The sequence below is a fragment of the Microbulbifer maximicatervae (SeqCode) genome, from assembly GCF_052467505.1.
On record NZ_CP174313.1, the window covers coordinates 5282453 to 5307000 of the forward strand.

The window sequence follows — 24548 nt, forward strand, 5'->3', positions numbered from 1 at the left end:
GCGAGCTGGCCGGGCAATCGCTGTCGCCTTGTGCGATGGAGGAAAGTCCGGGCTCCATAGGGTGGAACGCCAGGTAACGCCTGGGGGGTGCGAGCCTACGGAAAGTGCAGCAGAGAGTAGACCGCCGATGGCTCCTTTTTGGGGAGTACAGGTAAGGGTGAAAGGGTGCGGTAAGAGCGCACCGCGCGGCTGGTAACAGTCCGCGGCATGGTAAACCCCGTTCGGAGCAAGACCAAATAGGCCCTCTATAGGTGTGACCCGCACTGAGGGCGGGTAGGTCGCTTGAGGTGTCTGGTGACAGGCATCCCAGATGAATGATTGTCCTCGACAGAACCCGGCTTACAGGCCAGCTCAATAATTTCAAAAGCCCGGCATTCGCCGGGCTTTTTTGTTTGCCTGATGTGGTGGTCCCGGCTCCGGTAGCCCTCTTTGTGTTCGCCTATTTCTTCTCGTTTAATTTCGGCTAAAGCCTCTTCTTGGCGCAAAAAAATTGATTAACTGTTAAGGGGGCGATCGTGCCAGATAGTGCTGTTCCGACTGGTTTCAATGTGCCAATATGCGCCACTTCTCTGGAGGCCGCGATTTTACAAGGGGTTATGGGGACTTTGGGGTCGAATTCCTTGACTTTGTGTCGACCAGTTTTATAGTGTCGAGAGTGGGAAAAAGTGGAAAATCGTGGAAATTTGTGGTTTATTCGCGATAAGTAAGTGGGTGTTCACACCGCCAGGTTAAAGTCGAACATCTTTCTCCATTGACCTGCCATATGGGAGTGAGTCGCGAGAGGCGCGATCTCCAAAGCGAGAACCACTAAACGTGTATTTGGGCAGCCACGCAATCAATATGGACGCCAAGGGGCGTCTGGCAATACCGGCTCGCGTCCGCGATAGGCTGTTGGATGAGTGTGCGGGGTGCTTGGTGGTGACTGCCCATACAGAGGAACGCTGCTTGTTGGTGTATCCGTCGCCTCAATGGCAGCAAATTCTCCCGAAGATTGAAGCATTGCCCAGCTTTAACAAAGTGGCTCGGCGCGCTCAGCGTCTGCTGATCGGGTATGCCTGTGAGCTGCAGGTGGATGGCAATGGCAGGGTATTGATTCCGCCAACTCTGCGTGAGTACGCGGGGCTGGAAAAGAAATTGATGTTAGTGGGCCAGGGGAAAAAGCTGGAGCTCTGGAGTGAGGAGCGCTGGATGTCCTGGCTCGATGATAGTGAAGACGAAGAGGGTATGCCTGAGGAAATGGCATCCCTCTCTTTATAAGGGGAGTACCGGGTGTCTCAAGAATTGCATCGCAGTGTGTTGTTACGCGAGGCCGTAGACGCTCTGGTGACTGAGCCGGATGGGTTTTATATCGATGGCACCTTTGGCCGGGGTGGGCACAGCGCCTCAATCCTTGAGCACTTGGGGCCCAATGGCCAGTTGGTAGGGGTGGATAAAGATCCCCAGGCTGTTGAATTTGCAGAGCAGCGGTTTTCCGATGAATCCCGTTTTTCCATTTGGCATGGGTCTTTTGCCGATATGGATAAGGCTGCCGGGCAAGCTGCCGGTAAGGTCAGTGGAATATTGCTCGATCTGGGAGTGTCTTCGCCGCAACTGGATCAGGCCGAGCGCGGTTTCAGTTTTATGCAGGATGGCCCCCTGGATATGCGTATGGATACCAGTCGGGGTATCAGTGCAGCGGAGTGGGTCAACACTGAGGCTGAGGCCGAAATGGCCCGGGTGTTTAAAGAGTACGGCGAGGAGCGTTTTGCCCGCCGAATGGCTGCTGCCATTGTAAAGCGCCGGCTGGAAAAACCATTTGAGCGCACCCTCGATTTTGCCGAGGTTGTGAAAGAGGCGAATCCGGCTTGGGAAAAAGGTAAACATCCCGCTACTCGAGTCTTTCAGGCTATTCGTATTCATATTAATGGCGAGTTGGATGATCTGCAGAGTGCGTTGGATAAATCCCTGCAGTTGCTGGCACCGGGTGGGCGCCTGGTGATTATCAGTTTCCACTCTCTTGAAGACCGAATGGTGAAGCGTTTTATTCGGGAAAAAGAGCGCGGTCCCCAGTTGCCTCGTGGCCTTCCGGTTATGGATAGTCAGATAGCCAAGTCACTGCGCTCGGTGGGCAAGGCAGTGAAAGCCAACACGGTTGAAGTGGATGAAAACCAGCGGTCCCGCAGTGCAGTAATGCGGGTGGCAGAAAAGCTGGCGGGAAGCTGAGTTTATGTCTGGCAAGGCTCTACTTGGAGTGGGGGTAATGTGGATAGCGGTAATACTGTCGTCGCTATCTGTTATTCATACCACCCAACAAAGCCGAGAGTTAACTGCTGAGCTGGGTAAGGCACAAAAAGCCCACGATGAATTGCGCTATGAGCAGGAGCGTCTCCTTTTGGAGAAAAGTGCCTGGTCTGCCTATAGCCGGGTCGAACAGGTCGCCCGAGAAAAATTAAAAATGCATGTGCCAGCACCTTCGGAACAGGTATTGGTAGTGGCGGATTAAGTTTTAACCGCCTTGGATGAAGACGTAAGTACCCCACTGCTTGCCCGGTGGGGTTTCTGCGTTTGGGGGCTTTGGCCTTTAAATAATTATAAAGAATTTTGCGTTAATTGAGTTTTGGAGTTCAGGCCCTGGAGAGTGGCATGCTCAGCCGGGATACAAAATAAATAGATAACGCCAACTGGGAAAACATGGGCGCAGTCAAAAAAAAGGATATTCAGCCGGGTATAGCCCGCTGGCGCTTTGCGCTGGTGGCGGTCCTGCTGTGCCTGCTCGCTCTTACCCTTGTGTTCCACTTGGCCAAACTGCAGGTAGTGCCTGCTGCTGAGCGCGGATATCGTTTCCTGCAAGACCAGGGCCGGGCCCGCACCTTGCGCACCGAAGAGATTGCTGCCTATCGGGGCTCAATAGTCGATCGAAACGGTGAGCTTCTTGCTGTCAGTACACCGGTACACAGCCTGTGGGCCAATCCCAAGCTGTTGAGTGAAATAAGCGATGCGAATTTAGTGCGCCTGGCTCGCGCGCTGGATTTACCGTCTTCCAAACTGGGCTCTCGCCTGAAGAAATACCGAAACAAAGAATTTATGTACCTGCGCCGGCACCTGTCTCCAGAAGAGGCTGAGAAAGTGCTGGACCTGGGTATTACAGGTGTTTTCAGTAAAAAAGAGTATCGGCGCTTCTATCCTGCTGGGGAGGTCGTAGCCCAACTTCTCGGTTTTACCAACATCGATGATCGCGGCCAGGAAGGAATGGAATTGGCCTACGACGATTGGCTGTCCGGACAGCCGGGATCACGTCAGGTAATTAAAGATCTGAAAGGGCGCACGGTAAGGGATTTGGCAATTCGTCAGGAAGCGCAACCGGGCAGGGATCTGCGTTTGTCTATCGATATGCGCCTGCAATATTTGGCCTACCGGGAATTAAAGCGGGCGGTGTCGGAAAACGGCGCCGCTTCCGGCTTTATGGTGATTCTCGATACTCACAGTGGCGATGTGTTGGCCATGGCCAACCAGCCTTCATTTAATCCCAATGACCGCAAAGGGGTTAAGTCGGCGGCTATGCGCAACCGTGCGCTGATCGACCAGTTTGAGCCGGGTTCTACAGTGAAACCCTTAACAGTATTGGCGGCTTTGGAAACCGGGCGCTACACCCCAAGAACAGAAATAAACACCAGCCCTGGATATATTCGCGTGCCGGGAAAAACCCTGGTGGATCCGGTTAATTACGGAAAAATAGACCTCACCAAGATTATTACCAAGTCGAGCCAGGTGGGAATTACAAAAATTGCTCTCGATTTGGAACCAAATTCTCTGCGGGGACTCTTTTATCGCTTGGGTCTGGGCGAGGCAGTGGGCAGTGGCTTCCCCGGTGAAGCACAGGGAATCTTGCCCAGTCGCAGCCGCTGGCACCCAATCGAGCGGGCTAATTTCGCCTTCGGCTACGGTTTAACAGTTAACGCCGTGCAGCTGGCACAAGCCTACAGCGTACTGGCGAATGAAGGGGTTAAGCGTCCTGTTTCCCTGGTTTTATCCGGTGACAAAGTACCGGGCGAGCCTGAGCAGGTTATTGAGCAATCCTTGGTTGGGCAGGTTACAGCGATGCTGGAGACGGTGATTTCCCGGGGTACCGGACGCCTTGCCGCTGTAGAAGGTTATCGTGTCGCCGGCAAGACCGGTACTGTGCACAAAGTTGGCAATAGTGGTTATGCGGATAATCGCTATCGCTCAGTATTTGCGGGCTTTATCCCCGCTGATAATCCGCGCCTTGCCGCGGTAGTTGTTATTGATGATCCCAGTCATGCCAAATATTACGGTGGTGAAGTTGCTGCACCGGTATTCGGTGCGGTGATGACTGGTGCTATGCGCCTGTTGCAGGTTCCGCCGGAAAAAATTAAATCGGCGGAGGGGCAATTGGCCGCGCAGTTAAGCGAGAGGGGTTCAAAATCGTGAGTCAGCGCGAAAAACATTCTGTTTCTATCAAAGAATTAGTGCCGGGTTACGCCGGTATTCCCGATATTTCTGTCACTGGTATTGCCCTGGATAGCCGCAAGATAAAAGCGGGCGATGCATTTATGGCCTTGCGCGGTTCTGTGGTCGATGGTCGGGAATATATCGATGCGGCAATTACTGCAGGTGCTGCGGTAGTGCTTGCTGATGGTGACAAGTTGGAATGTAAAAGCCGTGGTGATATCCAGGTGGTCAGTGTTCCCGGTCTGGCAAAGCGGGTAGGGGAAATTGCCGCGCGCTTCCACGGTAACCCCAGTGGTGAAATGCACTTGGTTGGAGTGACTGGCACCAACGGTAAAACCACTTGCGCCTATTTGACTTCCCAATTACTGGCTCGCCACTATGGCAGTGCAGCATTGATAGGCACCATTGGTAATGGGGTCTGGAAAGATAACCAAATCGAATTGCAGGAAACGGGTTTAACAACGCCTGACCCGGTGAGTTTACAAGCGGACTTTGCAAATTATCGCGATAGTGGTGTTGCCGCTGCCGCAATGGAAGTTTCTTCGCATTCCCTTTCTCAGGGACGTGTGCATGGGCTGATTTTTGATACGGCAATTTTTACCAATTTGAGCCGCGATCATTTGGATTATCACGGCAATATGGCCGCTTACGGCGCAGCCAAAGAGAAACTTTTCGGACTGCCAAAATTGAAGCGAGGAGTCATTAACCTGGATGATCCGTTTGGCGCCCAGTTGGCAGAGCGCTGCAAATTGCGTGGCCTGCGCGTTATTACTTATGGGCTGCAGGCGGGTGATTTATATGTTGCAGACCTGCGTCGCCATGAGCGCGGTTTTTCTGTAAAACTTAATTCCCCTTGGGGTAGCGGTGAGCTGCACGCACCCTTAATTGGCGATTTTAATATTCACAATGCCTTGGCTGTCGTAGCTGCTGCAGTGGCAGAGGGCATGCCTTTTGAAGATATTCTTGCCGCTTTCCCCACTATCAAAGCGGTGCCGGGGCGTATGGAGCGTGTCCTGGTTGAGGGTTCCGATGATGTGGGTGTATTGGTGGATTATGCCCATACACCAGATGCTCTTCGCGCGGCTTTAGCAGCAGCGCGCCCTTACTGTCGCGGTAATTTGTGGTGTGTTTTTGGTTGTGGCGGCGACCGGGATACGGGTAAGCGCGCGGCGATGGGGCGTATTGCCTCCGAGATGGCGGACCGTGCCATTGTGACTAGCGATAATCCGCGCAGCGAAGAACCACAAAAAATTATCGACGATATTCTCGAAGGGGCTGCCAGTAATATCGAAGTTGAAATTGATCGCGCGACAGCGATATCTCAGGCGGTATCTGCAGCACAACCGGGGGATATTGTATTGATCGCCGGTAAAGGGCACGAAAATTACCAAATTATCGGCAGTGAAAAAATTCACTTCTGCGATCGTGAGCAAGCTGCTGCAGCTCTCAAAGCCCGCGTGGATGAATCGGGCCAGTCAAGTGAAGGCAAGGAGAGCCAAGGTGATTAATTCCCTTACGTTGCAGCAACTGCAAAGCCGTTTTGGTGGTGAGTTAATCAATGGCTCTGTGGAGTTTGAACTGGTTTGCACGGATACCCGCAAGCTGGACCCCAAATCTTTATTTGTTGCTCTGGTTGGCGAAAATTTTGATGCTCACGACTTTGTCGGTGAGCTGGATGGCCAGGTATTGGGGTTGGTTGTCGATCGTGAAGTACCCAGTTGCAGTTTACCGCAGTGGCGCGTTGAAGATACGACGGTCGCATTAGGACAAATTGGCTTACTGTGCCGTGAACAGTTTGACGGTCCGGTTGTGGCGATTACAGGGTCCTGCGGTAAAACTACCGTTAAGGAGATGCTGTCTGCAATTTTTTCCCAGAGTCATACACCCTGTGTAACCGAGGGAAACCTGAACAACCAGTTCGGTTTACCCATGACTTTGTTTGGGCTGACAGCGCAACACGATGTGTTGATTCTCGAAATGGGAGCTAACGGCCCTGACGATATTGGCTACCTGTGTAGTATCGGCAAGCCGCAGGTGACGGCGGTAAATAACGTAATGCCAGCGCATGTCGAGGGCTTTGGCTCTGTTGATGCTATCGCAAAAGCCAAGGGCCAAATTTATACCAGTTTGGATGTATCGGCGACGGCGGTGATCAATACCGATGATGGCTATGCGAATTACTGGTTGGAGAATATGCCCGAAGGGGTAAAGACTCTGGGTATTGGCTTATCTAATGAGTGTGCTATCCATGCGGATAATATTGTATTGAATCCTAACGGTTGCCCTTCATTTGACTTGGTAATTGAAGGCGTTGCTCACCCTGTTAGCCTGAAATTGCTTGGTGAGCACAATGTTCACAACGCTCTGGTTGCTGCTGGATGTGCTTTTGCTGCGGGAATACCTGCGGTGGAAATTATCAGCGGACTTAACACGGTGACCGGGGTTGCTGGGCGCTTGCAGGAGCAGGCAGGTATAGCCGGTGCAACCGTTATTGATGACAGTTACAACGCGAACCCGGGTTCAGTCGGTGCGGCCATTGAATTGCTGTCACAGCGTTCAGGTAAAAAAATTCTGGTGCTGGGGGATATGGCGGAGTTGGGGCCGGACGCGGAGGAAATGCATAGAAGCGTTGGAGCTTTGGCACGAGAGCGGGGCTTGGATGCGCTGTTTACATTGGGGCCGCTGGGTACTGCCGCCAGCATGGCCTTTTCTGCGGGGAGGCAAGAGTCGCTGCGCAATTATCGCGAGAGAGAACCCCTGGTTACTGCTCTCACTCAACAATTGGATGAACAAACCACAGTTTTGGTTAAAGGATCACGCAGCGCCCGTATGGAATTGGTAGCGCAGGCACTGCTTGGCAATAGCAGAGGGGAGAAGTAATGCTGCTTTGGCTAGCGGAGCTATTACAACAACATGTCAGCGGTTTTTCGGTATTTAATTACCTGACAGTGCGCGCAATTCTTGCTGCGTTGACGGCTCTGGGTATTTCACTACTTGTGGGTCCGCGCATGATTCACTGGTTGAACCATTTACAGGTGGGGCAGGCTGTTCGCGATGATGGTCCACAAAGCCATTTGAGTAAATCTGGTACCCCAACTATGGGCGGCACCTTGATTCTCGCCTCAATTTTTGCCTCAGCCCTACTCTGGTCTGACCTCAGCAATCGTTACGTGTGGGTTACTTTATTAGTTACCTTTGTTTTCGGTGCTGTGGGCTTCGTGGATGACTATAAAAAAGTCGTTTATAAAAATCCCCGTGGCCTTATTGCTCGCTGGAAATATTTCTGGCAATCCGTTGCCGGATTGGGTGCAGCTATTTATCTGTATATGAGTGCTTCAAGCCCGGCAGAGACCCAGTTTTTTGTTCCCTTTTTTAAAGATGTTGCGATAAACCTGGGACCGGTATCTTTTATATTGCTGACCTATTTTGTCGTTGTTGGCTCCAGTAATGCGGTTAACCTGACTGATGGCCTTGATGGCTTGGCGATTATGCCTACTGTGATGGTGGGTGGAGCACTTGGGGTGATTGCTTATCTATCCGGCCATATGGAGTTTGCTGACTACCTGCATATTCCCGCAATTCCAGGAGCTGGGGAGTTGGCGGTGTTCTGCGCTGCCCTCGGTGGTGCCGGACTCGGGTTCTTATGGTTTAACACTTATCCGGCCCAAGTGTTTATGGGGGATGTGGGCGCTCTGGCACTGGGGGCGGCGCTGGGAATTATTGCGGTAATTACTCGTCATGAAATTATTCTGTTCATTATGGGCGGTGTGTTTGTGATGGAGACGGTTTCCGTAATTTTGCAGGTGGCATCCTTTAAATTAACGGGGAAGAGAATTTTTCGCATGGCGCCTCTGCACCACCACTTTGAGTTAAAAGGGTGGCCGGAGCCACGAGTCATTGTGCGCTTTTGGATTATTACCGTCATTCTGGTCTTGGCTGGTTTGGCAACACTGAAAATTCGATAAATAGATAAATGAGCCTGATCGCGACTTCTTCACAGCAGAAAGTGGTAATAGGTCTTGGTGCTACCGGAAAGTCGGTGGTGCGCTACCTGCTGCGTCACGGCCATACGCCGGTCGTGGCAGACAGTCGCGATAACCCGCCGGGGCTCGAAGCTTTCCGTCAGGAGTTCCCTGAGGTTGCGGTGGAAACAGGTCCACTGCGCCCGGGGACAATACTCGCTGCGAGCTTGATTATTGCCAGCCCGGGAGTTGCGCTTGCTGAACCCGTATTGCAGCAGGCGATTGCGGATGGGATTCCTGTGGTTGGGGATATTGAGTTATTTGCCCAGGCTCTGACTCGGATGCAGTCGACAGCAAAGCTCGCCGCGATCACCGGCTCCAACGGAAAGAGTACAGTGACCACACTCCTGGGGGAGATGGTTGAAGAAGCGGGGCTGATAGTTGGTGTGGGTGGCAATATCGGTGTACCGGTGCTGGATTTGCTTGAGAAACCTCTGCCGGACATCTTTGTTTTGGAGCTTTCCAGTTTTCAATTGGAAACCACCTACTCGCTGGCGCCTACTGTAGCCACCATTTTAAATATGAGCGCGGACCATATGGACCGCTACCCCAGTATGGTGGAGTACCACCGGGCCAAGCAGCGTATTTATCGCGGAGCGGATCAGTTCGTGATAAATCGCGCGGACCCTTTATCCCAGGGGCCTCTTTCCCGAGAGAGACGGGAGTGGAGTTTTGGGCTTGATCAGCCGGATCTCAATCAGTTTGGCCTGCGCTTGCATGAGGGGCAGAACTGGTTGGCTCGAGGCACAGAAGTTTTAATGCCTGTGGCCGATTTGGCTATGGTGGGTAAGCATAATATTGCCAATGGTTTGGCAGCCCTGGCAATGGGCTATGCACTGGACCTGCCCACTGAGGCGATGCTAAAAGTTTTACGCAACTTTCGCGGGTTGAAACATCGCTGTGAGCGCGTGGCTGATTTTGAAGACGTTGTTTATGTTAACGATTCAAAAGGCACCAATGTAGGAGCAACCCAGGCGGCATTGGATGGCTTGGCTACGGCAAGCAGTAAAATAGTGCTTATTGCTGGAGGGGATGGCAAGGGTGCTGACTTTGCTCCCTTACGAAAAAGTGCAAGAGCACTCCGGGCCCTGGTTTGTATCGGTGTAGATGGAGACAAAATAGCAGGTGTCTTTGATGGCCTGTGCGAGATTCGCAGGGCTAGCACAATGATAGAGGCCGTCGCTGAGGCCAGGCAATTAGCTAATAGTGGTGACTATGTATTGTTATCACCGGCATGTGCCAGCTTTGATATGTATCGCAACTTTGAAGCCCGTGGTGATGATTTTCGCCAGGCCGTTCTGGAATTGTGCGATACCGCTGGAGGCTCCCGGTGAGTGCCCAGGTAATCAAGACTCAAGGTAGTGAATGGCAGGATGGGCTGCTGCTACTCAGTGTTCTGGTTCTGGCTAGCATTGGTGTGGTGATGGTTGCTTCAGCATCTATCGCCTTTGCTACGGATATTTATGGTGACCCCTGGTATTTCCTCAGGCGTCATTTGGCTTTTTTGATGGTTGGCGGATTAGCTGGATTTGTCGTTAGTCAGATTCCCCTGTCAATTTGGTCGCGACTGTCCTGGCCATTATTACTGTTTGCTTGCCTGCTATTGATCGCCGTGCTTGTGCCGGGGATTGGGCGGGAGGTGAACGGTAGCCGGCGTTGGCTGGTATTTGCAGGCATAACTGTGCAACCCGCGGAAGTGGCTAAGTTCTGTCTGCTAGTTTTTTTTGCCAGTTTTTTAACACGTCGAAATAAGCAACTACGCCATTGGACCAGCTTTATGGTGCCAGTGGTGATTCTCGCAACGGTTGCTTTGTTACTGCTTTTACAGCCGGACTTCGGTTCGGTGGTTGTAATTTCAGGCACCGTGCTGGCAATGGTTTTTTTGGCGGGAGCGCGTCTTCCCCATACTTTTTTATTGGTAGCTGCGGCTGCGAGTGGACTGGCGTTAATGGCACTGATGAGTCCCTATCGCTTACAACGATTGCTGACGTTTCTGGATCCTTGGGGGGATCAGTTTGCCAGTGGCTACCAACTTACCCAGTCCCTGATTGCATTTGGTCGCGGAGAGTGGTTTGGAGTTGGTTTGGGCAATAGTGTGCAGAAACTGTTTTACCTGCCTGAGGCCCATACGGATTTTATTTTTGCCATTCTGGCAGAGGAATGGGGAATGTTGGGTGGCGTAGTGCTGGTAGGGCTTTTTGTTGTTCTCACCTACTCACTGCTCCGCCTGGTAAAAGAGGCCCTGGTGCAGGAGAAATTTTTCGCTGCACTTCTAGCTTTTGGTATGGCAGTGTTATTGGCAGGACAAGCTTTCGTGAATATGGGCGTTGCTTCAGGCCTGTTGCCGACTAAAGGGCTAACGCTGCCATTTGTCAGCTCTGGTGGCAGCAGCCTGATTGTATGTTGTGCATTACTCGGCTTGGCGATGCGGATTCGGGCTGAACTAAAAGAGCCTGTTGAAAACGGAAGCGGGGGGCTTGAGCTATTGCGTCAGCTGCCAATATTCCATTCACCCAAGTCTAGTGTGAAGGGCAGCAACGGAGAAACGGTTTGATGTCTGAAGTAAATAAGCGTTTTTCTGGAAAGAAGTTTTTGCTGATGGCCGGTGGTACCGGCGGTCATGTGTTCCCAGCGTTGGCTGTGGCTAAAGCGTTGCAAGAGCAGGGAGCTGTTGTCGAGTGGTTAGGCACTGCCCGTGGGATTGAATCCCGATTAATACCTGCGGCGAATATTCCTTTGCACTGCATTAAAGTGGAGGGTATTCGGGGGAAGGGAAAGTTGGCCTTACTTAAAGCCCCGTTGCAAATTTTGCGGGCAATTGCTCAGGCCAGGACAGTTGTTAAGCAGGTACAACCCGATGCAGTACTCGGCTTTGGTGGCTTTGCGACCGGCCCAGGGGGCGTTGCAGCCCGTCTCGGGGGGATACCGTTGATTATTCACGAACAAAATGCTGTTGCCGGAACGACAAACCGCTTGTTAGCGCGGATTTCCAGCCAGGTGCTTGAAGCATTTCCCAGTGGGTTACCCGGTGCTAGGCAAGTGGGCAATCCAGTGCGCAAAGAGATTGCAGAATTGCCTGAGCCAGAAACTCGAATTGGCAGCCAGTCGTCTCTGCGCCTTTTGGTATTGGGCGGTAGCCTCGGTGCTGTAGCAATTAATGAACTGGTTCCTAAGGCAATCGCATTGCTGAAACCCTCCCTGCGCCCGGTAGTGGTCCACCAGGCTGGAGAGCGCCACCTTCAGGCTGCCAAAGATGCCTATAAAGAGGCGGCAGTAGAAGCTGAGGTGGTCCCTTTTATTGCGGATATGGCTGAGGCCTACCGCTCTGCGGACCTGATTATTTGCCGTTCCGGGGCTTTGACTGTTTCTGAAATTTCAGCTGCGGGAGTCGGTGCAATCATGGTGCCTTTCCCCTTTGCAATTGATGATCATCAAACGCGTAATGGCGAATGGTTGCAAAATGCTGGCGGAGCGATTGTTATGCAGCAGCGGGAAATGGACGAGCAGAAGTTATCCGGCTTGTTACAAAGCCTGTTAGAAGATCGTCAGAAACTATTGCAAATGGCGACCTCCGCGCGGCGCGCGGCAAAAACTGATGCGACTGAGCAAGTGGTTAACGCTTGCAGAGAAGAGCTGGCCTCGGCCAGGTAACACAGAATAAGTGGACGAAGGTTAAAGTAATGTCTTCAGTGCGGACAAACGAAGATAAAAGTTATGCGGTACCGGCCATGCGTCGTATCCGCCGTATCCACTTTATTGGTATCGGTGGTGCCGGTATGAGCGGCATTGCAGAGGTACTGCAGAACCAGGGCTACGAAGTCTCAGGTTCTGACCTGCGTGAATCTGCGGTTACTGACAGGTTGCGCAAGTTGGGTGTTAAAGTCCAAATTGGGCACAGTGAGGAAAATGTTCGCGGCGTTGATGTTGTGGTTAATTCCTCTGCCGTACATGGCGATAACCCGGAGCTGATTGAAGCGAGAGAAAAGAGAATCCCTATTGTACGCCGTGCCGAAATGCTCGGTGAACTGATGCGCTATCGCTATGGCATTGCTGTGGCAGGAACCCACGGAAAGACCACCACGACCAGCTTAATCGCCTCAATCTTTGCGGCAGACAAAAAAGATCCGACCTTTGTTATCGGTGGCCTGGTCAACGCTGCAGGTGCCAATGCTGCCTTGGGCGAAAGTCGTTATTTAGTGGCTGAAGCAGATGAGAGCGATGCGTCTTTTATTCACTTACAGCCGATGGTGACGGTGATTACCAATATCGATGCAGACCATATGGAAACTTATGGTGGCGACTTCGAGAAGGTAAAGCAGATCTTTATTGATTTTGTTCACAACCTGCCGTTTTACGGTTTGGCGGTAGTTTGCGGGGATGACGCCAATGTTCAGGAAGTTATTCCCAAGTTTTCCCGCCCGGTTCTGACCTATGGATTTGATGAGGGTAATGACTATCGCATCGTTGAAGTAAAGCAAGAACCACTGCGCAGCCATTTCACGGTACAGAGACCCAAGGGTGATCTATTGCAGGTTTCTGTGAATACACCGGGTATTCACAATGTTCTCAATGCGACTGCAGCAATTGCTGTAGCTAGTGACGAAGGCGTTAGTGATGAAGCAATTCGCCAAGGTCTAATAGGCTTCCAGGGCGTTGGTCGTCGATTCCAGATCTACGGTGATTATGCCGTTAGCGATGATACCGAAGCTGATAAGGTGATGTTGGTAGATGACTACGGTCACCACCCACGCGAGGTAGCGGCTACCGTAAAGACAGTTCGAGATGGCTGGCCGGATCGTCGCTTGGTAATGATTTATCAGCCCCACCGTTATACCCGTACGCGGGACTTGTTTGAAGACTTTGTCCAGGTCCTCTCTGAGGTGGATAAGTTAATTTTGCTGGATGTATACAGTGCGGGTGAAGCGCCAATTGCTGGTGCCGATGGCAGAACGCTTGCGCGAAGTTTACGCAACAGGGGACAGGTAGATCCGATTTTTATGGAAACTATCGATCAGGTTCCACCGGTATTAGCTGATCTGTTGGAGCCAGGTGATATTGTCCTGACCCAGGGAGCTGGCAACGTCGGAGCACTTTCGCAAAGGTTGGCTGATTGGCGCTTGGGCGAGCGCAGCGGCGAGGGCTAAGTAGCTAGTGAAAGGAGCTGGAACGAAATCAGCCGGGAGAAAAAAAAAGACAGCTCGCGGAGCGAGCCCTCTTGGAACCGATGATCCCGAGAAGCTTCGTCTGAACTGGAAGCGGTGTTTTTTTTTATTGGTGTTGTTCGCAGGCTTTAGTGCTTTGCTCTATGGTGCAGTTTGGTTATGGCGATGGGTGCCATCGGTTGAGTTGAGTAATGTTGATGCCCTAGAGCAAGTTGAAGTACGCGGGGCTTTTAATGCGGTAACTGAAGAAGAGTTAAGAGAGGTGCTTCTTCCTCACTTGAAAGCGGGCTTTTTTTCAGCGGACATTCAGGCGATGCAGCAGACATTACTGTCTAACCCCTGGATTACTTCCGCCTCGGTGAGCAGGCGTTGGCCGAAGGGCGTTGAGGTTGATATCACTGAAGCGCAACCTCTCGCCACCTGGGGTAAAGATAAATTGTTGGTAGCGAATGGGGATCTGTTGCCGCGTCCGTCACATATGGGGGTTCAGTCCCTGCCCGAGCTTGCCGGGGATGAAGAGTTGGTAGAGCGGATTATGCTGCAATACCGCGCGCTTGCGGGGTTGCTGACCACGCGGGATATGGAGGTTAAACGGTTGTCATTTGACGACCTAAGCGGTTGGCATCTGGAGTTAGTGTCGGGAATTGAATTAAAACTTGGCCATGATGCTTTATTGGAGCGAGTACACCGTTTTTTGTATTTGAGTCGGGGTGTACTGGCGCCGCACTTGCAAAAAGTTGTCAGCGTCGATACGCGCTACAGCAATGCGGTAGCGGTTCAATGGAAAGACGAAGAAAAGTAAACATCGAGGCAGCCCGGGTGGCTGTTTTATAGATAAAAGTTTAAAAGCGAATGCTGTGTTCTGGTCCGATAGCAGAACCTGAAACAGAATGCAGCTCAGCGAGGTTGGCACGAAAATGACACAGGTATCCGATCAGCGCATGATTGTTGGACTGGATATAGGCACCTCTAAAGTAGTCGCTATTGTCGGTGAAGCTTCCGGTGATGGGGAACTTAATATTGTCGGTATCGGCTCTCATCGTTCCACTGGAATGAAAAAGGGCGTAGTGGTTAATATTGAATCAACCGTGCAATCTATACAGCGCGCTGTGGAAGAAGCTGAGTTGATGGCGGGTTGTGAAATTCACTCTGTGTACGCAGGGATTGCGGGAAGTCACATTCGCAGCTTGAACTCTCACGGTATAGTTGCGATTAAGGATCGAGAGGTTACCCAACAGGATCTCGATCGTGTTATTGATGCTGCCAGGGCTGTCGCTATTCCTGCGGACCAGAAGATTTTGCACACGCTTCCGCAGGAATACCTGATTGATAATCAGGAAGGGGTAAAAGAACCTCTCGGAATGTCTGGTGTTCGCCTCGAAGCAAAGGTCCATTTGGTCAGCGGTGCAGTGAATGCTGCACAGAATATTGAAAAGTGTATTCGTCGATGTGGTCTGGAAGTAGAAGATGTCATTCTTGAACAATTGGCTTCAAGTTACGCAGTCCTGACCGAAGATGAAAAAGAGTTGGGAGTATGCATGGTAGATATTGGTGGGGGAACTACCGATATTGCTGTGTTTACTGGTGGATCTATTAGGCATACCGGTGTGATACCGATTGCTGGAGACCAGGTTACCAATGATATTGCCATGGCTTTGCGCACACCGACACCGCACGCAGAAGATTTGAAAATCAAATATGCGTGCGCGTTGGCAAAACTCGCTCGCGAAGGTGAGACCATTAAGGTACCGAGCGTTGGTGATCGCGCGCCTAGGGATTTATCCCGACAGGCATTGGCCGAGGTCGTTGAGCCGCGCTACGACGAATTGTTTACATTAGTACAGGCGGAGTTACGTCGCAGCGGCTTCGAAGATTTGTGTGCGGCGGGTGTAGTACTTACCGGCGGCTCTTCAAAAATGGAGGGCGCGGTTGAACTGGCTGAGGAAATTTTTCATATGCCGGTTCGCCTAGCAGTGCCTCAGGGTATTGCAGGTTTGACGGATATCGTCAGCAACCCAATTTATTCCACTGGAGTTGGATTATTGATGTATGCGATGCAGCAGGAAGAGGCTCGAGAGGGCAAAATACAGCCTGTGCGCAACGATAATCAGTGGTGGGACAAGGTAAAGCACTGGTTTCGCGGAAATTTGTAATAGAGTGCAACCAGATTTAGCCATCCGGTGAAGGATTTTTTTTAGGCATGGCTGTAAAATTCGACATGAGCAAGAAAGGGGAACAGCAATGTTCGAACTAGTTGATAGCGTACAGGATAAGCCTGTCATCAAGGTGATTGGTGTCGGCGGCGGTGGTGGTAATGCTGTTAAGCATATGATCGCCAATGATGTTGAGGGTGTAGATTTTATCTGTGCAAATACAGATGCACAGGCCCTCAAAGATGTTGAGGCCCGCACTATCCTGCAACTGGGTAACACAATTACACGCGGTTTGGGCGCAGGGGCAAACCCGGATATTGGCCGTCAGTCCGCACTTGAAGATCGCGATCGCATTGCTGAGGTATTAACCGGTGCGGATATGGTATTCATCACTGCCGGTATGGGCGGTGGTACCGGTACCGGTGGTGCTCCGATTGTCGCTGAGATTGCAAAAGAACTGGGCATCCTTACCGTTGCGGTAGTTACTCGCCCATTTAAGATCGAAGGGCGCAAACGCACAGTTGTAGCTGAAGAGGGTATCCTCGAGCTGCGCGATAAAGTTGATTCTCTGATTACTATCCCCAACGATCGTTTGCTGGAAGTACTCGGTAGCAAGATCACAATGAAATCTGCTTACAAAGAGGCAGATAACGTTTTATTGGGTGCTGTACAAGGCATTGCCGACCTGATGATTCGTCCGGGCATCATGAACGTGGACTTCGCCGATGTGCGCACCGTAATGTCTGAAATGGGCATGGCGATGATGGGGTCCGGTTCTGCCGTCGGTGAAAACCGTGCGCGTGAAGCGGCTGAGAAAGCCGTGCGAAGCCCGCTACTGGATAACGTCAACCTGGCAGGTGCTCGCGGTATCCTGGTAAATATCATCACCGGTAGCGAAGAGGCGGGCTGTCAGGAACTGACCCTGGGTGAGTACTCTGAAGTAGGTGAGATTGTCCAGGAAATCGCCTCCGATGAAGCTACTGTGGTTATCGGTACAGCGGTAGATGATAAGCTCGGTGATGAGATGCGGGTTACCGTTGTGGCCGCAGGTCTTGGCGAGGGTACTCCTGCAGCGCGTCCGGCGAAGGTGGTGGATAATACCCGCCGCCCAGAGCCTCGCGAGCCTGTTCGTGAAACCCGTGAGGTTCGCGATAGTCACAGCGCTCACACTGGCCACAGCTCTGCGGGACTGGCAAGCCGCGAGGCCATTGATCCGCGCCCTCGTGCTGAAGCGGAGCGCCCCAAGCGCCCGGCTCCTGCCCTGAATCCCGCTGATGCGGATATGGAGTACCTGGATATTCCAGCCTTCCTGCGCCGCCAGGCAGACTAGAAAACGGTACCGCAGAGGCAGAACACCGCTCATGTCTGCCCGGCTCCGGCTGGGTATTGCCGCTGCGGTGCGGCTTTTGCTCGGGTCTACCTTGTCGAATGGGTGGGCCCTTGCCCCGTTTGTGTAGATTTTGATCAGAATTGGTGAGTCGCAATAACTATCTAAAATAATTAACAATTATTAACAGCGCTTGCGGAGCTTAGGATCTTAGAATGCTGTCATAGCGACATGCGTTGGCGCTGCAATCTTTGCTTGATCTATCCTCATATAGGTAGGTGGTGCACAGTTGTGGTGACCACTCGCCCAGAATTGGTATTGGCGTCGCAATTGTGCTAGTATCGATGGCTTGCTGCGCCTTAGGGGCGTAGTCCACCGACGGGGAAAAGATAGTTTCATGATCAAACAGCGCACGCTTAAGAATGCTATTCGCGCCACTGGCGTAGGTCTGCACACTGGCAAGAAAGTTGTACTTACCCTTAAACCAGCGCCCGTAGACACCGGTATCGTGTTCCGTAGAACCGATTTGGACCCGGTAGTTGAAATCGAGGCTCGTGCGGAAAATGTCGGCGACACTCTCCTTTCAACCACCCTGGAAAAGGGTGATGTTCGCATTGCTACGGTAGAGCACCTGCTCTCGGCAATGGCGGGCCTTGGCATTGATAACGCGGTTGTCGAGTTATCCGCGCAAGAAGTGCCCATTATGGATGGCAGTGCCGGCCCATTTGTATTTCTAATTCAATCCGCGGGCATCCAGGAGCAAGCAGCTCCGAAGAAATTCCTGCGAATCAAGAAGCCGGTAACTGTAGAGGATGGCGATAAGGTTGCCAGCTTCCTGCCTTTTAATGGCTTTAAAGTGTCCTTCACAATCGACTTTGACCACCCGGTTTTCCAGGGGCGTAACCTGAGTTCATCCGTGGACTTCTCCAGCACCTCCTTTGTGAAGGAAGTGAGTCGCGCCCGTACCTTTGGCTTTATGCACGAAATCGAGTACCTGCGCTCCAAAGGCTTGGTTCAGGGCGGTTCCGTTGATAACGCAATTGTGATTGATCAGTACCGTATTCTGAATGAAGGCGGGTTGCGTTATGAAGACGAATTTGTGAAACATAAAATTTTGGATGCGATTGGCGATCTCTACCTTCTGGGGACCAGCCTGATTGGTGAGTTCAAGGCCTTTAAGTCTGGCCATGCGCTGAACAATAAATCCCTTCGCAACCTGATGGCTCAGGAGGATGCTTGGGAAATGGTCACCTTTGAAGGTGAGCAGGAAGAAGCACCGATCTCCTATATCAAGCCTATTTTGGCAGTTTGATACTTTCGCAAGAAGCCGGCATTATAGTGTCGGCTTTTTTGTATGATTGTTTCACAGAGAAAGCCTATAGATTTTTGGTATCCTTATTGGTTTGGCACCTCGGCTTATGAGCTGGGGACTAACGAAAATTAAAAATGTCGAACTCCTCACAGCTCCTATGAAAGTAATCCTGGTTAATGAGCGCGGTGCGACTCGCAGCTTTAATTTTGGCAGTTTGAGCAAAGCCCTGTTGGGGTTGTGCCTGCTAAGTCTTCCTGTGGGCGCATTTCTACTGGGGGCGAATTTACCGGTTACCAAAACGGACTTATTTGACTCCCGAACGGCCAAGGCCTGGAGTCGCGCACTGCGCAAACAGCAGGAAGAAATTGCTGAAGCCGATAGAGAGGCGCGGGAGCAGCTGGCAGCTCTTACCGTTAAGCTTGCAGAGTTGCAGGCGCGTTTAACTCGCCTTGATGCGCTAGGTGAGCGTTTAACCTCTGTTGCCAATCTCGATGAAGGAGAGTTTGAGTTTGGCAGTGCACCTGCTATCGGTGGGCCGGAAGACCCCGGAATCGCAGGTGCATCGGAGTTGCCGTATCAGCCACCGGAATTCCTGGATGTTATTGGAGATCTCTCTCATCAGATTGAAGATCGCCAAATGCAGCTGAACACTCTCGAATCCCTGATGGCGAACCTCAAACTTGAGGATGAACAGTTTTTGGCAGGCCGCCCGATCAGCAAGGGGTGGATGTCTTCCCGTTATGGTTATCGCACCGATCCATTCACTGGCCGTAGGACCTGGCACAAGGGGGTGGATTTTGCTGGCAAGATGGGCTCCGATGTTGTCTCAGTAGCCGCAGGTGTTGTCACTTGGGCTGATGAGCGCCATGGTTATGGTCAGTTGGTAGAAATTAATCACGGCAATGGTTATTCAACCCGCTATGGACACAATAGTGAGCTGAAAGTGGGATTGGGTGACGTGGTCAAGAGGGGGCAGACTATTGCCCTGATGGGTTCCAGTGGCCGTTCTACCGGGCCCCATGTTCACTTTGAGATATATAAGAACAACCGCACGGTTGATCCAGCTAGCTATATCCGCCGCACAGGCAGATAAGAACTATCCTTCCTTTACGCGTAATTGTTGGTAGCTTGGCATAAGAGTTGCCAGCGCTTGCGCCTTCCTGTTTACTTGCACCCCTCGCATAAAGGAGCGTCGGTGCATCGATCTGCCCGATATTAGCGCCGACAGCGCAAATAAGATAAGTGGTTTCTAGATAATGATTGGCAAACTGATTAAATCGGTCTTTGGTTCAAAAAATGACCGCGAGCTGAAGCGCATGCGACGCGTCGTGGGAAAGATCAACGCTTTGGAAGAGGATTTCCAGAAGCTTGACGATGCAGGCCTGCGGGCTAAAACGGATGAGTTTAGGCAGCGACTCGCTGACGGGGAAAAGCTCGATCAAATTCTGCCTGAGGCGTTTGCTGCAGTGCGTGAAGCGGGTCGTCGGGCCATGGGCATGCGCCACTTCGATGTTCAGCTGATCGGCGGGATGACCCTGCATGAAGGACGTATTGCAGAAATGCGTACCGGTGAAGGTAAAACCCTGGTTGCAACCCTGCCGGCCTATCTGAATGCACTTGAAGGTAAGGGCGTTCATATTGTTACGGTGAACGATTACCTCGCTTCGCGGGATGCCAATTGGATGCGCCCGGTGTATGAATTCCTGGGTATGACAGTGGGAGTTATTGTTTCCCAGCAGCCACCGGAAGAAAAGAAAGCGGCCTATGAGGCTGACATTACTTACGGCACTAATAACGAATTCGGTTTTGATTACCTGCGTGACAACATGGTGTTGCGCAAAGAGGACCGTACCCAGCGCCCTCAGAACTTCGCTATTGTCGATGAGGTGGATTCCATCCTGATCGATGAGGCGCGTACTCCGTTGATTATTTCTGGAGCCGCTGAAGACTCTTCTCACCTTTATATGGCAATGAATAAGTTGGTTCCCCAGCTGGAGCGTGCCGAAGAAGGTGGTGAGGGGCACTACACCGTTGATGAAAAGACTCGCCAGGTTGAGCTGACGGAGCAGGGCCACTTGTTGATCGAAGACCTGCTGTCACGCAGTGGGTTGATGAAGGAAGATCAGTCCCTTTACGCCCCTGGGAACCTGGGCCTGTTGCACCACGTGCACGCCGCCCTGCGCGCGCATGTGCTGTTTAACCGCGATGTGGATTACATCGTGCAGAACGGCCAGGTGGTGTTAATTGATGAGCACACAGGTCGGACCATGCCCGGTCGCCGTCTCTCCGAAGGCTTGCACCAGGCGCTGGAAGCAAAAGAGAGTGTGCAGATTCAGAGTGAGAGCCAGACCCTCGCTTCTACAACATTCCAGAACCTGTTCCGCTTCTACCCCAAACTTGCGGGAATGACCGGTACTGCGGATACAGAAGCGTTTGAATTCCAGCAAATTTATGGCCTGGACGTGGTGGTGATCCCCACCAATAAGCAAATTCAACGTGAAGATCTCAATGACCTGGTTTACCTGAGCCAGGAAGAGAAGATGGAAGCGATTATTGAGGATGTGAAGCACTGTCGCGAAAAGCAGGCTCCAATCCTTGTCGGTACCGCTTCTATCGAAACCTCTGAAGAAATGTCCCGCAAGTTGCAAAAGGCGGGAATTAAGCATCAGGTTCTCAACGCGAAATACCACGAGCGCGAAGCACAGATTATCGCCCAGGCGGGTCGCCCGGGTGCAGTGACTATCGCTACCAATATGGCTGGTCGCGGTACCGACATTGTTCTTGGCGGTAATTGGGAGGCTGAAGCGGCAGCCCTGGCCCAGGAGAAGGGTAGTGAGCTGACTGAAGCGGAGCTCGCACAAGTCAAGGAAGATTGGAATAAGCGCCACGAGCAGGTGATCGCTGCGGGCGGTCTGCATATTATCGGTACTGAGCGCCATGAGTCCCGCCGTATTGATAACCAGCTGCGAGGCCGTGCAGGTCGCCAGGGTGACCCGGGTGTTACTCGTTTCTACTTATCCCTGGAAGATAACCTTATGCGCATCTTCGCCTCTGACCGGGTGAAGAATTTTATGCAGATGCTGGGTATGGAGCGCGGTGAGGCGATTGAGCACCGCATGGTTTCCAACGCTATCGAAAAAGCCCAACGTCGTGTTGAAGGCCGCAACTTTGATATTCGCAAACAGTTGTTGGAATACGATGACGTGGCCAATGACCAGCGTCAGGTGATTTACGGCCAGCGCAATGAGCTGCTGGAAGCTGAGGTTATCAGTGACACGATCTCTGCCATTCGTGAAGATGTGGTCGATGGTATTGTCTCCGGTTCTATCCCCCCTCAGAGCGTGGAAGAGCAGTGGGATATTCCAGCTCTGGAGCAGCAGCTCTCTGGCGAATTGGGTATCCAGTTGCCGGTTCAGCAGTGGCTCGATGAAGATCGCACTCTGCACGAAGAGAGCCTGCGGAAAAAGATTACTGTCGCCGCGCAGGAAGCCTATGCTGCAAAAGTTTCCCGCATTGGTGAATCTTCCGGTGATGCCAATCTGATGCCGACTATCGAGCGTCAGATTATGCTGCAAGTATTGGATCAGTTGTGGAAGGAGCACCTTTCCAGCATGGACCACTTGCGTGCGGGTATTGGTTTGCGGGCTTACGCCAACAAAAACCCCAAGCAGGAATTCAAGCGCGAGTCTTTCCATCTGTTCCAGAGCATGCTGGAGAACCTCAAGCATGAAGTAGTGCGTATTCTTGCCCACGTAGAGCCGATGACTCGTGAGCAAGCGGAAGAGATGGAGCAGCGTCGCCTGGAAGAGCAGCGCAGGCAGCAGCTTGAGCTGCAACACGCTCAAGCTTCGGCGCTTCCAGAAAGTGAGCCCAAGGAGCAGCAGCCGGCTACCCCGGCACCGGAGCGTCGCGGTCCTAAAGTCGGGCGCAATGATCCCTGCCCCTGTGGTTCCGGGAAAAAGTACAAGCAGTGTCACGGCAAGCTGGCTTCCTCTACCCAGAGCTAATTTTCTACCGCTTGGATTCAGAAAGTGCCCCGCTTAGCGGGGTATTTTTTTAACCGGTAGAAGAATTATCTGCGGAAAAAAATTTTAATCCCGCAGATAAGTTTATTTTTGGCTTGCCTTACTGAGGTTCGGCTTTGATAATGTCGGCCGCTCATTTATTTCCGCTATTCCGTTTGGGTGAACTGGGGTCTAGGTTTACCTGCAGCTGTGATAGCCCAAAGTCGTTATTCTTATGCCTGAATTATCCATACCCGCTGTCGAAGGGGTTCGCCTCGCCAGTGTGCCTGCCAGGATCAAAGACTGGGAACGCAATGACCTGTTGTTGGTTGAGCTTGCTGAGGGAACTTCAGTTGCAGCCACTTTTACCCAGAATACTTTTTGTGCGGCTCCAGTAACGGTGGCCAAAGAGCATATCGCCAAAGGAGAAGTGCGAGCCCTGGTGGTTAATGCCGGCAATGCCAATGCCGCTACTGGGGTAAGGGGACTGGCGGATGCCCGGGCTACTTGCGAGGCGGTGGCAGATGCACTGAAGATTTCTGCTGAACAAGTATTGCCTTTTAGTACTGGTGTCATTGGTGAGCACTTGCCGATGGAGAGGTTACTCACTGCTATCCCGGGGTCTGCTGGACAGCTTGATCCCGCCGGATGGGAATTGGCGGCCGAGTCCATTATGACTACGGACACCCGGCCAAAGATTGCGAGCCGCAAGTTAATGATTAATGGTGAAGAGATTGCCGTTGTTGGTATAGCCAAAGGTTCCGGTATGATCCAGCCGAATATGGCTACCATGCTCGCCTATGTCGCCACTGATGCCGGTGTGACGCAGCCCCTGCTAGATCAAATGGTGCGGGAAGTTGTTGGGGCCTCATTTAATCGGATTAGCGTAGATGGAGATACCTCGACGAATGATGCTTGTGTTTTGATGGCCACAGGTGCGCGGGGGGAGATGATCAGCAGCTCTGAGAATACTAGCTACCTGGAGCTGTACAGAGCAATTTCGGAAATACATATAGAGCTAGCCCAGGCCATTGTCAGGGATGGTGAGGGGGCGACCAAGTTTGTTACCGTACAAGTGGATGGCGCGCTCAACAGTGAAGAGGCCTTGACGGTAGCTTTTGAAGTCGGTGATTCTCCGCTGGTGAAAACTGCACTTTATGCCTCAGACCCCAACTGGGGTCGGCTGGTTATGGCGATCGGCAATGCTATCCAAGGCGAATTAGACACCGATAAGGTGGAGATTTTCCTCGATAATGTGCAGGTAGTAAGTGCCGGTGGGCGCGCATCTGGATATCAAGAGCAGGCTGGAGAGCAGGTATTTTCAAAACCTGAATTTACTATCCGTATAGAGCTGGGTCGCGGTGCCAGCAGTGAGCACATCTGGACCTGTGACTTCTCTCACGAGTATGTCACCATCAACGCAGAATATCGGACTTGAGGTAGTAGAGTGAGTAAGGTTGTCCATGTTGCTGTCGGTGTAGTAACCCGAGGGGACGGCAAGATCCTGATTGCCCGCCGTCCCGACCATTTGCATATGGGGGGGCGCTGGGAATTTCCCGGTGGCAAGGTGGAAGCTGGTGAGTCTGTGCAGGAGGCGCTCTATAGGGAGCTACTTGAAGAAGTGGCTATTGAAGTACAGGAGTTGCAGCCTCTGGTAGAAATTCGTCACGATTACCCTGAAAAAACCGTGCTGCTGGATACCTGGCAGGTAACGCAGTTCACGGGTGAGGCTCTTGGACTAGAGCAGCAGGAAATCAAGTGGGTGTCTGCTGGGGAGCTGGATAACTTCCAATTCCCCGATGCCAATCAAGCAATTATTGAAGCGGTAAAAGGGCGTTTCTCCTAAGCTTCATCTTGAACAGCTGCTTGCAGGCAGCTGTTCAAATGGGTTGGATGGCCTTAATGGCGGGGCTTGTTCGGGTCCAGGTCATCACTCAGCACATCGTCATACACTGACTCCCCGGGAATCTTGTGTCCCTCACTAGCCCATTCGCCGAGATCAATCAGCTTGCAACGTTCGCTACAAAAAGGTTTGAAGGGAAACTTATCGCTCCACTCAATGGGCTTTTTGCAGGTAGGGCAGTTGAGTGTCGGCGTTACGCTGGATTTAGGCATAAGT

20 protein-coding genes and 1 other RNA gene are annotated in these 24548 nt (G+C 52.0%); 20 read left to right on the forward strand and 1 reads right to left on the reverse strand.

Features of this window, described 5'->3' with window-relative positions; genetic code table 11:
• Window position 1 precedes the first annotated feature (1 nt).
• The 20 genes from rnpB (at window position 2) to mutT (ending at window position 24275) form a co-directional block, all read left to right on the forward strand.
• Window positions 2-358, forward strand: an RNA gene (gene rnpB, locus ACJJIN_RS23095) — RNase P RNA component class A.
• A gap of 455 nt (window positions 359-813) precedes the next feature.
• The gene (gene mraZ / locus ACJJIN_RS23100; protein WP_282933875.1) at window positions 814-1257 is read left to right on the forward strand and encodes a division/cell wall cluster transcriptional repressor MraZ; all 444 of its coding nucleotides are present in this window, start codon (window positions 814-816) and stop codon (window positions 1255-1257) included.
• Window positions 1258-1269: 12 nt separating this feature from the next.
• Complete coding sequence (rsmH, locus tag ACJJIN_RS23105) at window positions 1270-2202, forward strand: 16S rRNA (cytosine(1402)-N(4))-methyltransferase RsmH (protein ID WP_444896366.1); 933 nt, start codon at window positions 1270-1272, stop codon at window positions 2200-2202.
• A 4-nt stretch (window positions 2203-2206) separates the two neighbouring features.
• Window positions 2207-2482 (forward strand): cell division protein FtsL, encoded by a 276-nt coding sequence (gene ftsL, locus ACJJIN_RS23110; protein ID WP_444896367.1) that lies wholly within the window; start codon window positions 2207-2209, stop codon window positions 2480-2482.
• Between the two features lie 188 nt (window positions 2483-2670).
• Complete coding sequence (locus ACJJIN_RS23115) at window positions 2671-4428, forward strand: peptidoglycan D,D-transpeptidase FtsI family protein (RefSeq protein WP_444893031.1); 1758 nt, start codon at window positions 2671-2673, stop codon at window positions 4426-4428.
• Window positions 4425-5957 (forward strand): UDP-N-acetylmuramoyl-L-alanyl-D-glutamate--2,6-diaminopimelate ligase, encoded by a 1533-nt coding sequence (locus ACJJIN_RS23120; protein WP_444896368.1) that lies wholly within the window; start codon window positions 4425-4427, stop codon window positions 5955-5957. The genes ACJJIN_RS23115 and ACJJIN_RS23120 overlap by 4 nt, the downstream gene beginning before the upstream one ends.
• Complete coding sequence (locus tag ACJJIN_RS23125) at window positions 5950-7329, forward strand: UDP-N-acetylmuramoyl-tripeptide--D-alanyl-D-alanine ligase (protein ID WP_444893033.1); 1380 nt, start codon at window positions 5950-5952, stop codon at window positions 7327-7329. Before ACJJIN_RS23120 ends, ACJJIN_RS23125 begins: the two co-directional genes overlap by 8 nt.
• The gene (gene mraY, locus ACJJIN_RS23130; RefSeq protein WP_444893034.1) at window positions 7329-8414 is read left to right on the forward strand and encodes a phospho-N-acetylmuramoyl-pentapeptide-transferase; all 1086 of its coding nucleotides are present in this window, start codon (window positions 7329-7331) and stop codon (window positions 8412-8414) included. Before ACJJIN_RS23125 ends, mraY begins: the two co-directional genes overlap by 1 nt.
• 8 nt (window positions 8415-8422) lie before the next feature.
• Complete coding sequence (gene murD / locus ACJJIN_RS23135) at window positions 8423-9805, forward strand: UDP-N-acetylmuramoyl-L-alanine--D-glutamate ligase (protein WP_444896369.1); 1383 nt, start codon at window positions 8423-8425, stop codon at window positions 9803-9805.
• The gene (gene ftsW / locus ACJJIN_RS23140) at window positions 9802-11025 is read left to right on the forward strand and encodes a putative lipid II flippase FtsW (protein ID WP_444896370.1); all 1224 of its coding nucleotides are present in this window, start codon (window positions 9802-9804) and stop codon (window positions 11023-11025) included. The genes murD and ftsW overlap by 4 nt, the downstream gene beginning before the upstream one ends.
• A complete protein-coding gene (murG, locus tag ACJJIN_RS23145; protein WP_444896371.1) occupies window positions 11025-12122 on the forward strand; it encodes an undecaprenyldiphospho-muramoylpentapeptide beta-N-acetylglucosaminyltransferase in 1098 nt (365 codons plus the stop codon). Before ftsW ends, murG begins: the two co-directional genes overlap by 1 nt.
• A 29-nt stretch (window positions 12123-12151) precedes the next feature.
• Entirely contained in the window at window positions 12152-13615 is a 1464-nt protein-coding gene (murC, locus tag ACJJIN_RS23150; RefSeq protein ID WP_413663009.1) for a UDP-N-acetylmuramate--L-alanine ligase, read from the forward strand.
• Window positions 13616-13622: 7 nt separating this feature from the next.
• Window positions 13623-14435: a cell division protein FtsQ/DivIB gene (locus ACJJIN_RS23155; protein WP_444896372.1), complete on the forward strand. Its 813-nt coding sequence runs from the start codon at window positions 13623-13625 to the stop codon at window positions 14433-14435.
• Between the two features lie 115 nt (window positions 14436-14550).
• Complete coding sequence (gene ftsA, locus ACJJIN_RS23160; protein ID WP_282933862.1) at window positions 14551-15786, forward strand: cell division protein FtsA; 1236 nt, start codon at window positions 14551-14553, stop codon at window positions 15784-15786.
• Between the two features lie 88 nt (window positions 15787-15874).
• Window positions 15875-17116, forward strand: a complete 1242-nt coding sequence (gene ftsZ / locus ACJJIN_RS23165) for a cell division protein FtsZ (protein ID WP_444896373.1) — start codon at window positions 15875-15877, stop codon at window positions 17114-17116.
• A 394-nt stretch (window positions 17117-17510) separates the two neighbouring features.
• A complete protein-coding gene (gene lpxC, locus ACJJIN_RS23170; RefSeq protein WP_282933860.1) occupies window positions 17511-18425 on the forward strand; it encodes a UDP-3-O-acyl-N-acetylglucosamine deacetylase in 915 nt (304 codons plus the stop codon).
• 157 nt (window positions 18426-18582) lie between these two features.
• A complete protein-coding gene (locus ACJJIN_RS23175; RefSeq protein ID WP_413663007.1) occupies window positions 18583-19518 on the forward strand; it encodes a M23 family metallopeptidase in 936 nt (311 codons plus the stop codon).
• Window positions 19519-19681: 163 nt separating this feature from the next.
• Window positions 19682-22432 carry a preprotein translocase subunit SecA gene (gene secA, locus ACJJIN_RS23180; protein ID WP_444896374.1) on the forward strand — a complete coding sequence of 917 codons (2751 nt, stop codon included), beginning with the start codon at window positions 19682-19684 and terminating at the stop codon, window positions 22430-22432.
• A 232-nt stretch (window positions 22433-22664) separates the two neighbouring features.
• Complete coding sequence (gene argJ, locus ACJJIN_RS23185; RefSeq protein ID WP_444896375.1) at window positions 22665-23867, forward strand: bifunctional glutamate N-acetyltransferase/amino-acid acetyltransferase ArgJ; 1203 nt, start codon at window positions 22665-22667, stop codon at window positions 23865-23867.
• A gap of 9 nt (window positions 23868-23876) precedes the next feature.
• Complete coding sequence (mutT, locus tag ACJJIN_RS23190) at window positions 23877-24275, forward strand: 8-oxo-dGTP diphosphatase MutT (protein ID WP_444896376.1); 399 nt, start codon at window positions 23877-23879, stop codon at window positions 24273-24275.
• A 53-nt stretch (window positions 24276-24328) separates the two neighbouring features.
• On the opposite strand, the gene yacG is transcribed toward mutT, so the two are convergent.
• A complete protein-coding gene (yacG, locus tag ACJJIN_RS23195; protein ID WP_108734183.1) occupies window positions 24329-24544 on the reverse strand; it encodes a DNA gyrase inhibitor YacG in 216 nt (71 codons plus the stop codon).
• Window positions 24545-24548: the final 4 nt, after the last annotated feature.

Excerpts from the sequence above, each read along its gene's own strand:
- ftsL (WP_444896367.1), top strand. The coding sequence starts at position 2,207 with ATGTCTGGCAAGGCTCTACTTGGAGTGGGGGTAATGTGGATAGCGGTA.
- ACJJIN_RS23115 (WP_444893031.1), top strand. The coding sequence starts at position 2,671 with ATGGGCGCAGTCAAAAAAAAGGATATTCAGCCGGGTATAGCCCGCTGG.
- mraY (WP_444893034.1), top strand. The coding sequence starts at position 7,329 with ATGCTGCTTTGGCTAGCGGAGCTATTACAACAACATGTCAGCGGTTTT.
- murD (WP_444896369.1), top strand. The coding sequence starts at position 8,423 with ATGAGCCTGATCGCGACTTCTTCACAGCAGAAAGTGGTAATAGGTCTT.
- murG (WP_444896371.1), top strand. The coding sequence starts at position 11,025 with ATGTCTGAAGTAAATAAGCGTTTTTCTGGAAAGAAGTTTTTGCTGATG.
- murC (WP_413663009.1), top strand. The coding sequence starts at position 12,152 with ATGTCTTCAGTGCGGACAAACGAAGATAAAAGTTATGCGGTACCGGCC.
- ftsA (WP_282933862.1), top strand. The coding sequence starts at position 14,551 with ATGACACAGGTATCCGATCAGCGCATGATTGTTGGACTGGATATAGGC.
- ftsZ (WP_444896373.1), top strand. The coding sequence starts at position 15,875 with ATGTTCGAACTAGTTGATAGCGTACAGGATAAGCCTGTCATCAAGGTG.
- lpxC (WP_282933860.1), top strand. The coding sequence starts at position 17,511 with ATGATCAAACAGCGCACGCTTAAGAATGCTATTCGCGCCACTGGCGTA.
- ACJJIN_RS23175 (WP_413663007.1), top strand. The coding sequence starts at position 18,583 with ATGAAAGTAATCCTGGTTAATGAGCGCGGTGCGACTCGCAGCTTTAAT.
- secA (WP_444896374.1), top strand. The coding sequence starts at position 19,682 with ATGATTGGCAAACTGATTAAATCGGTCTTTGGTTCAAAAAATGACCGC.
- argJ (WP_444896375.1), top strand. The coding sequence starts at position 22,665 with ATGCCTGAATTATCCATACCCGCTGTCGAAGGGGTTCGCCTCGCCAGT.
- yacG (WP_108734183.1), bottom strand. The coding sequence starts at position 24,544 with ATGCCTAAATCCAGCGTAACGCCGACACTCAACTGCCCTACCTGCAAA.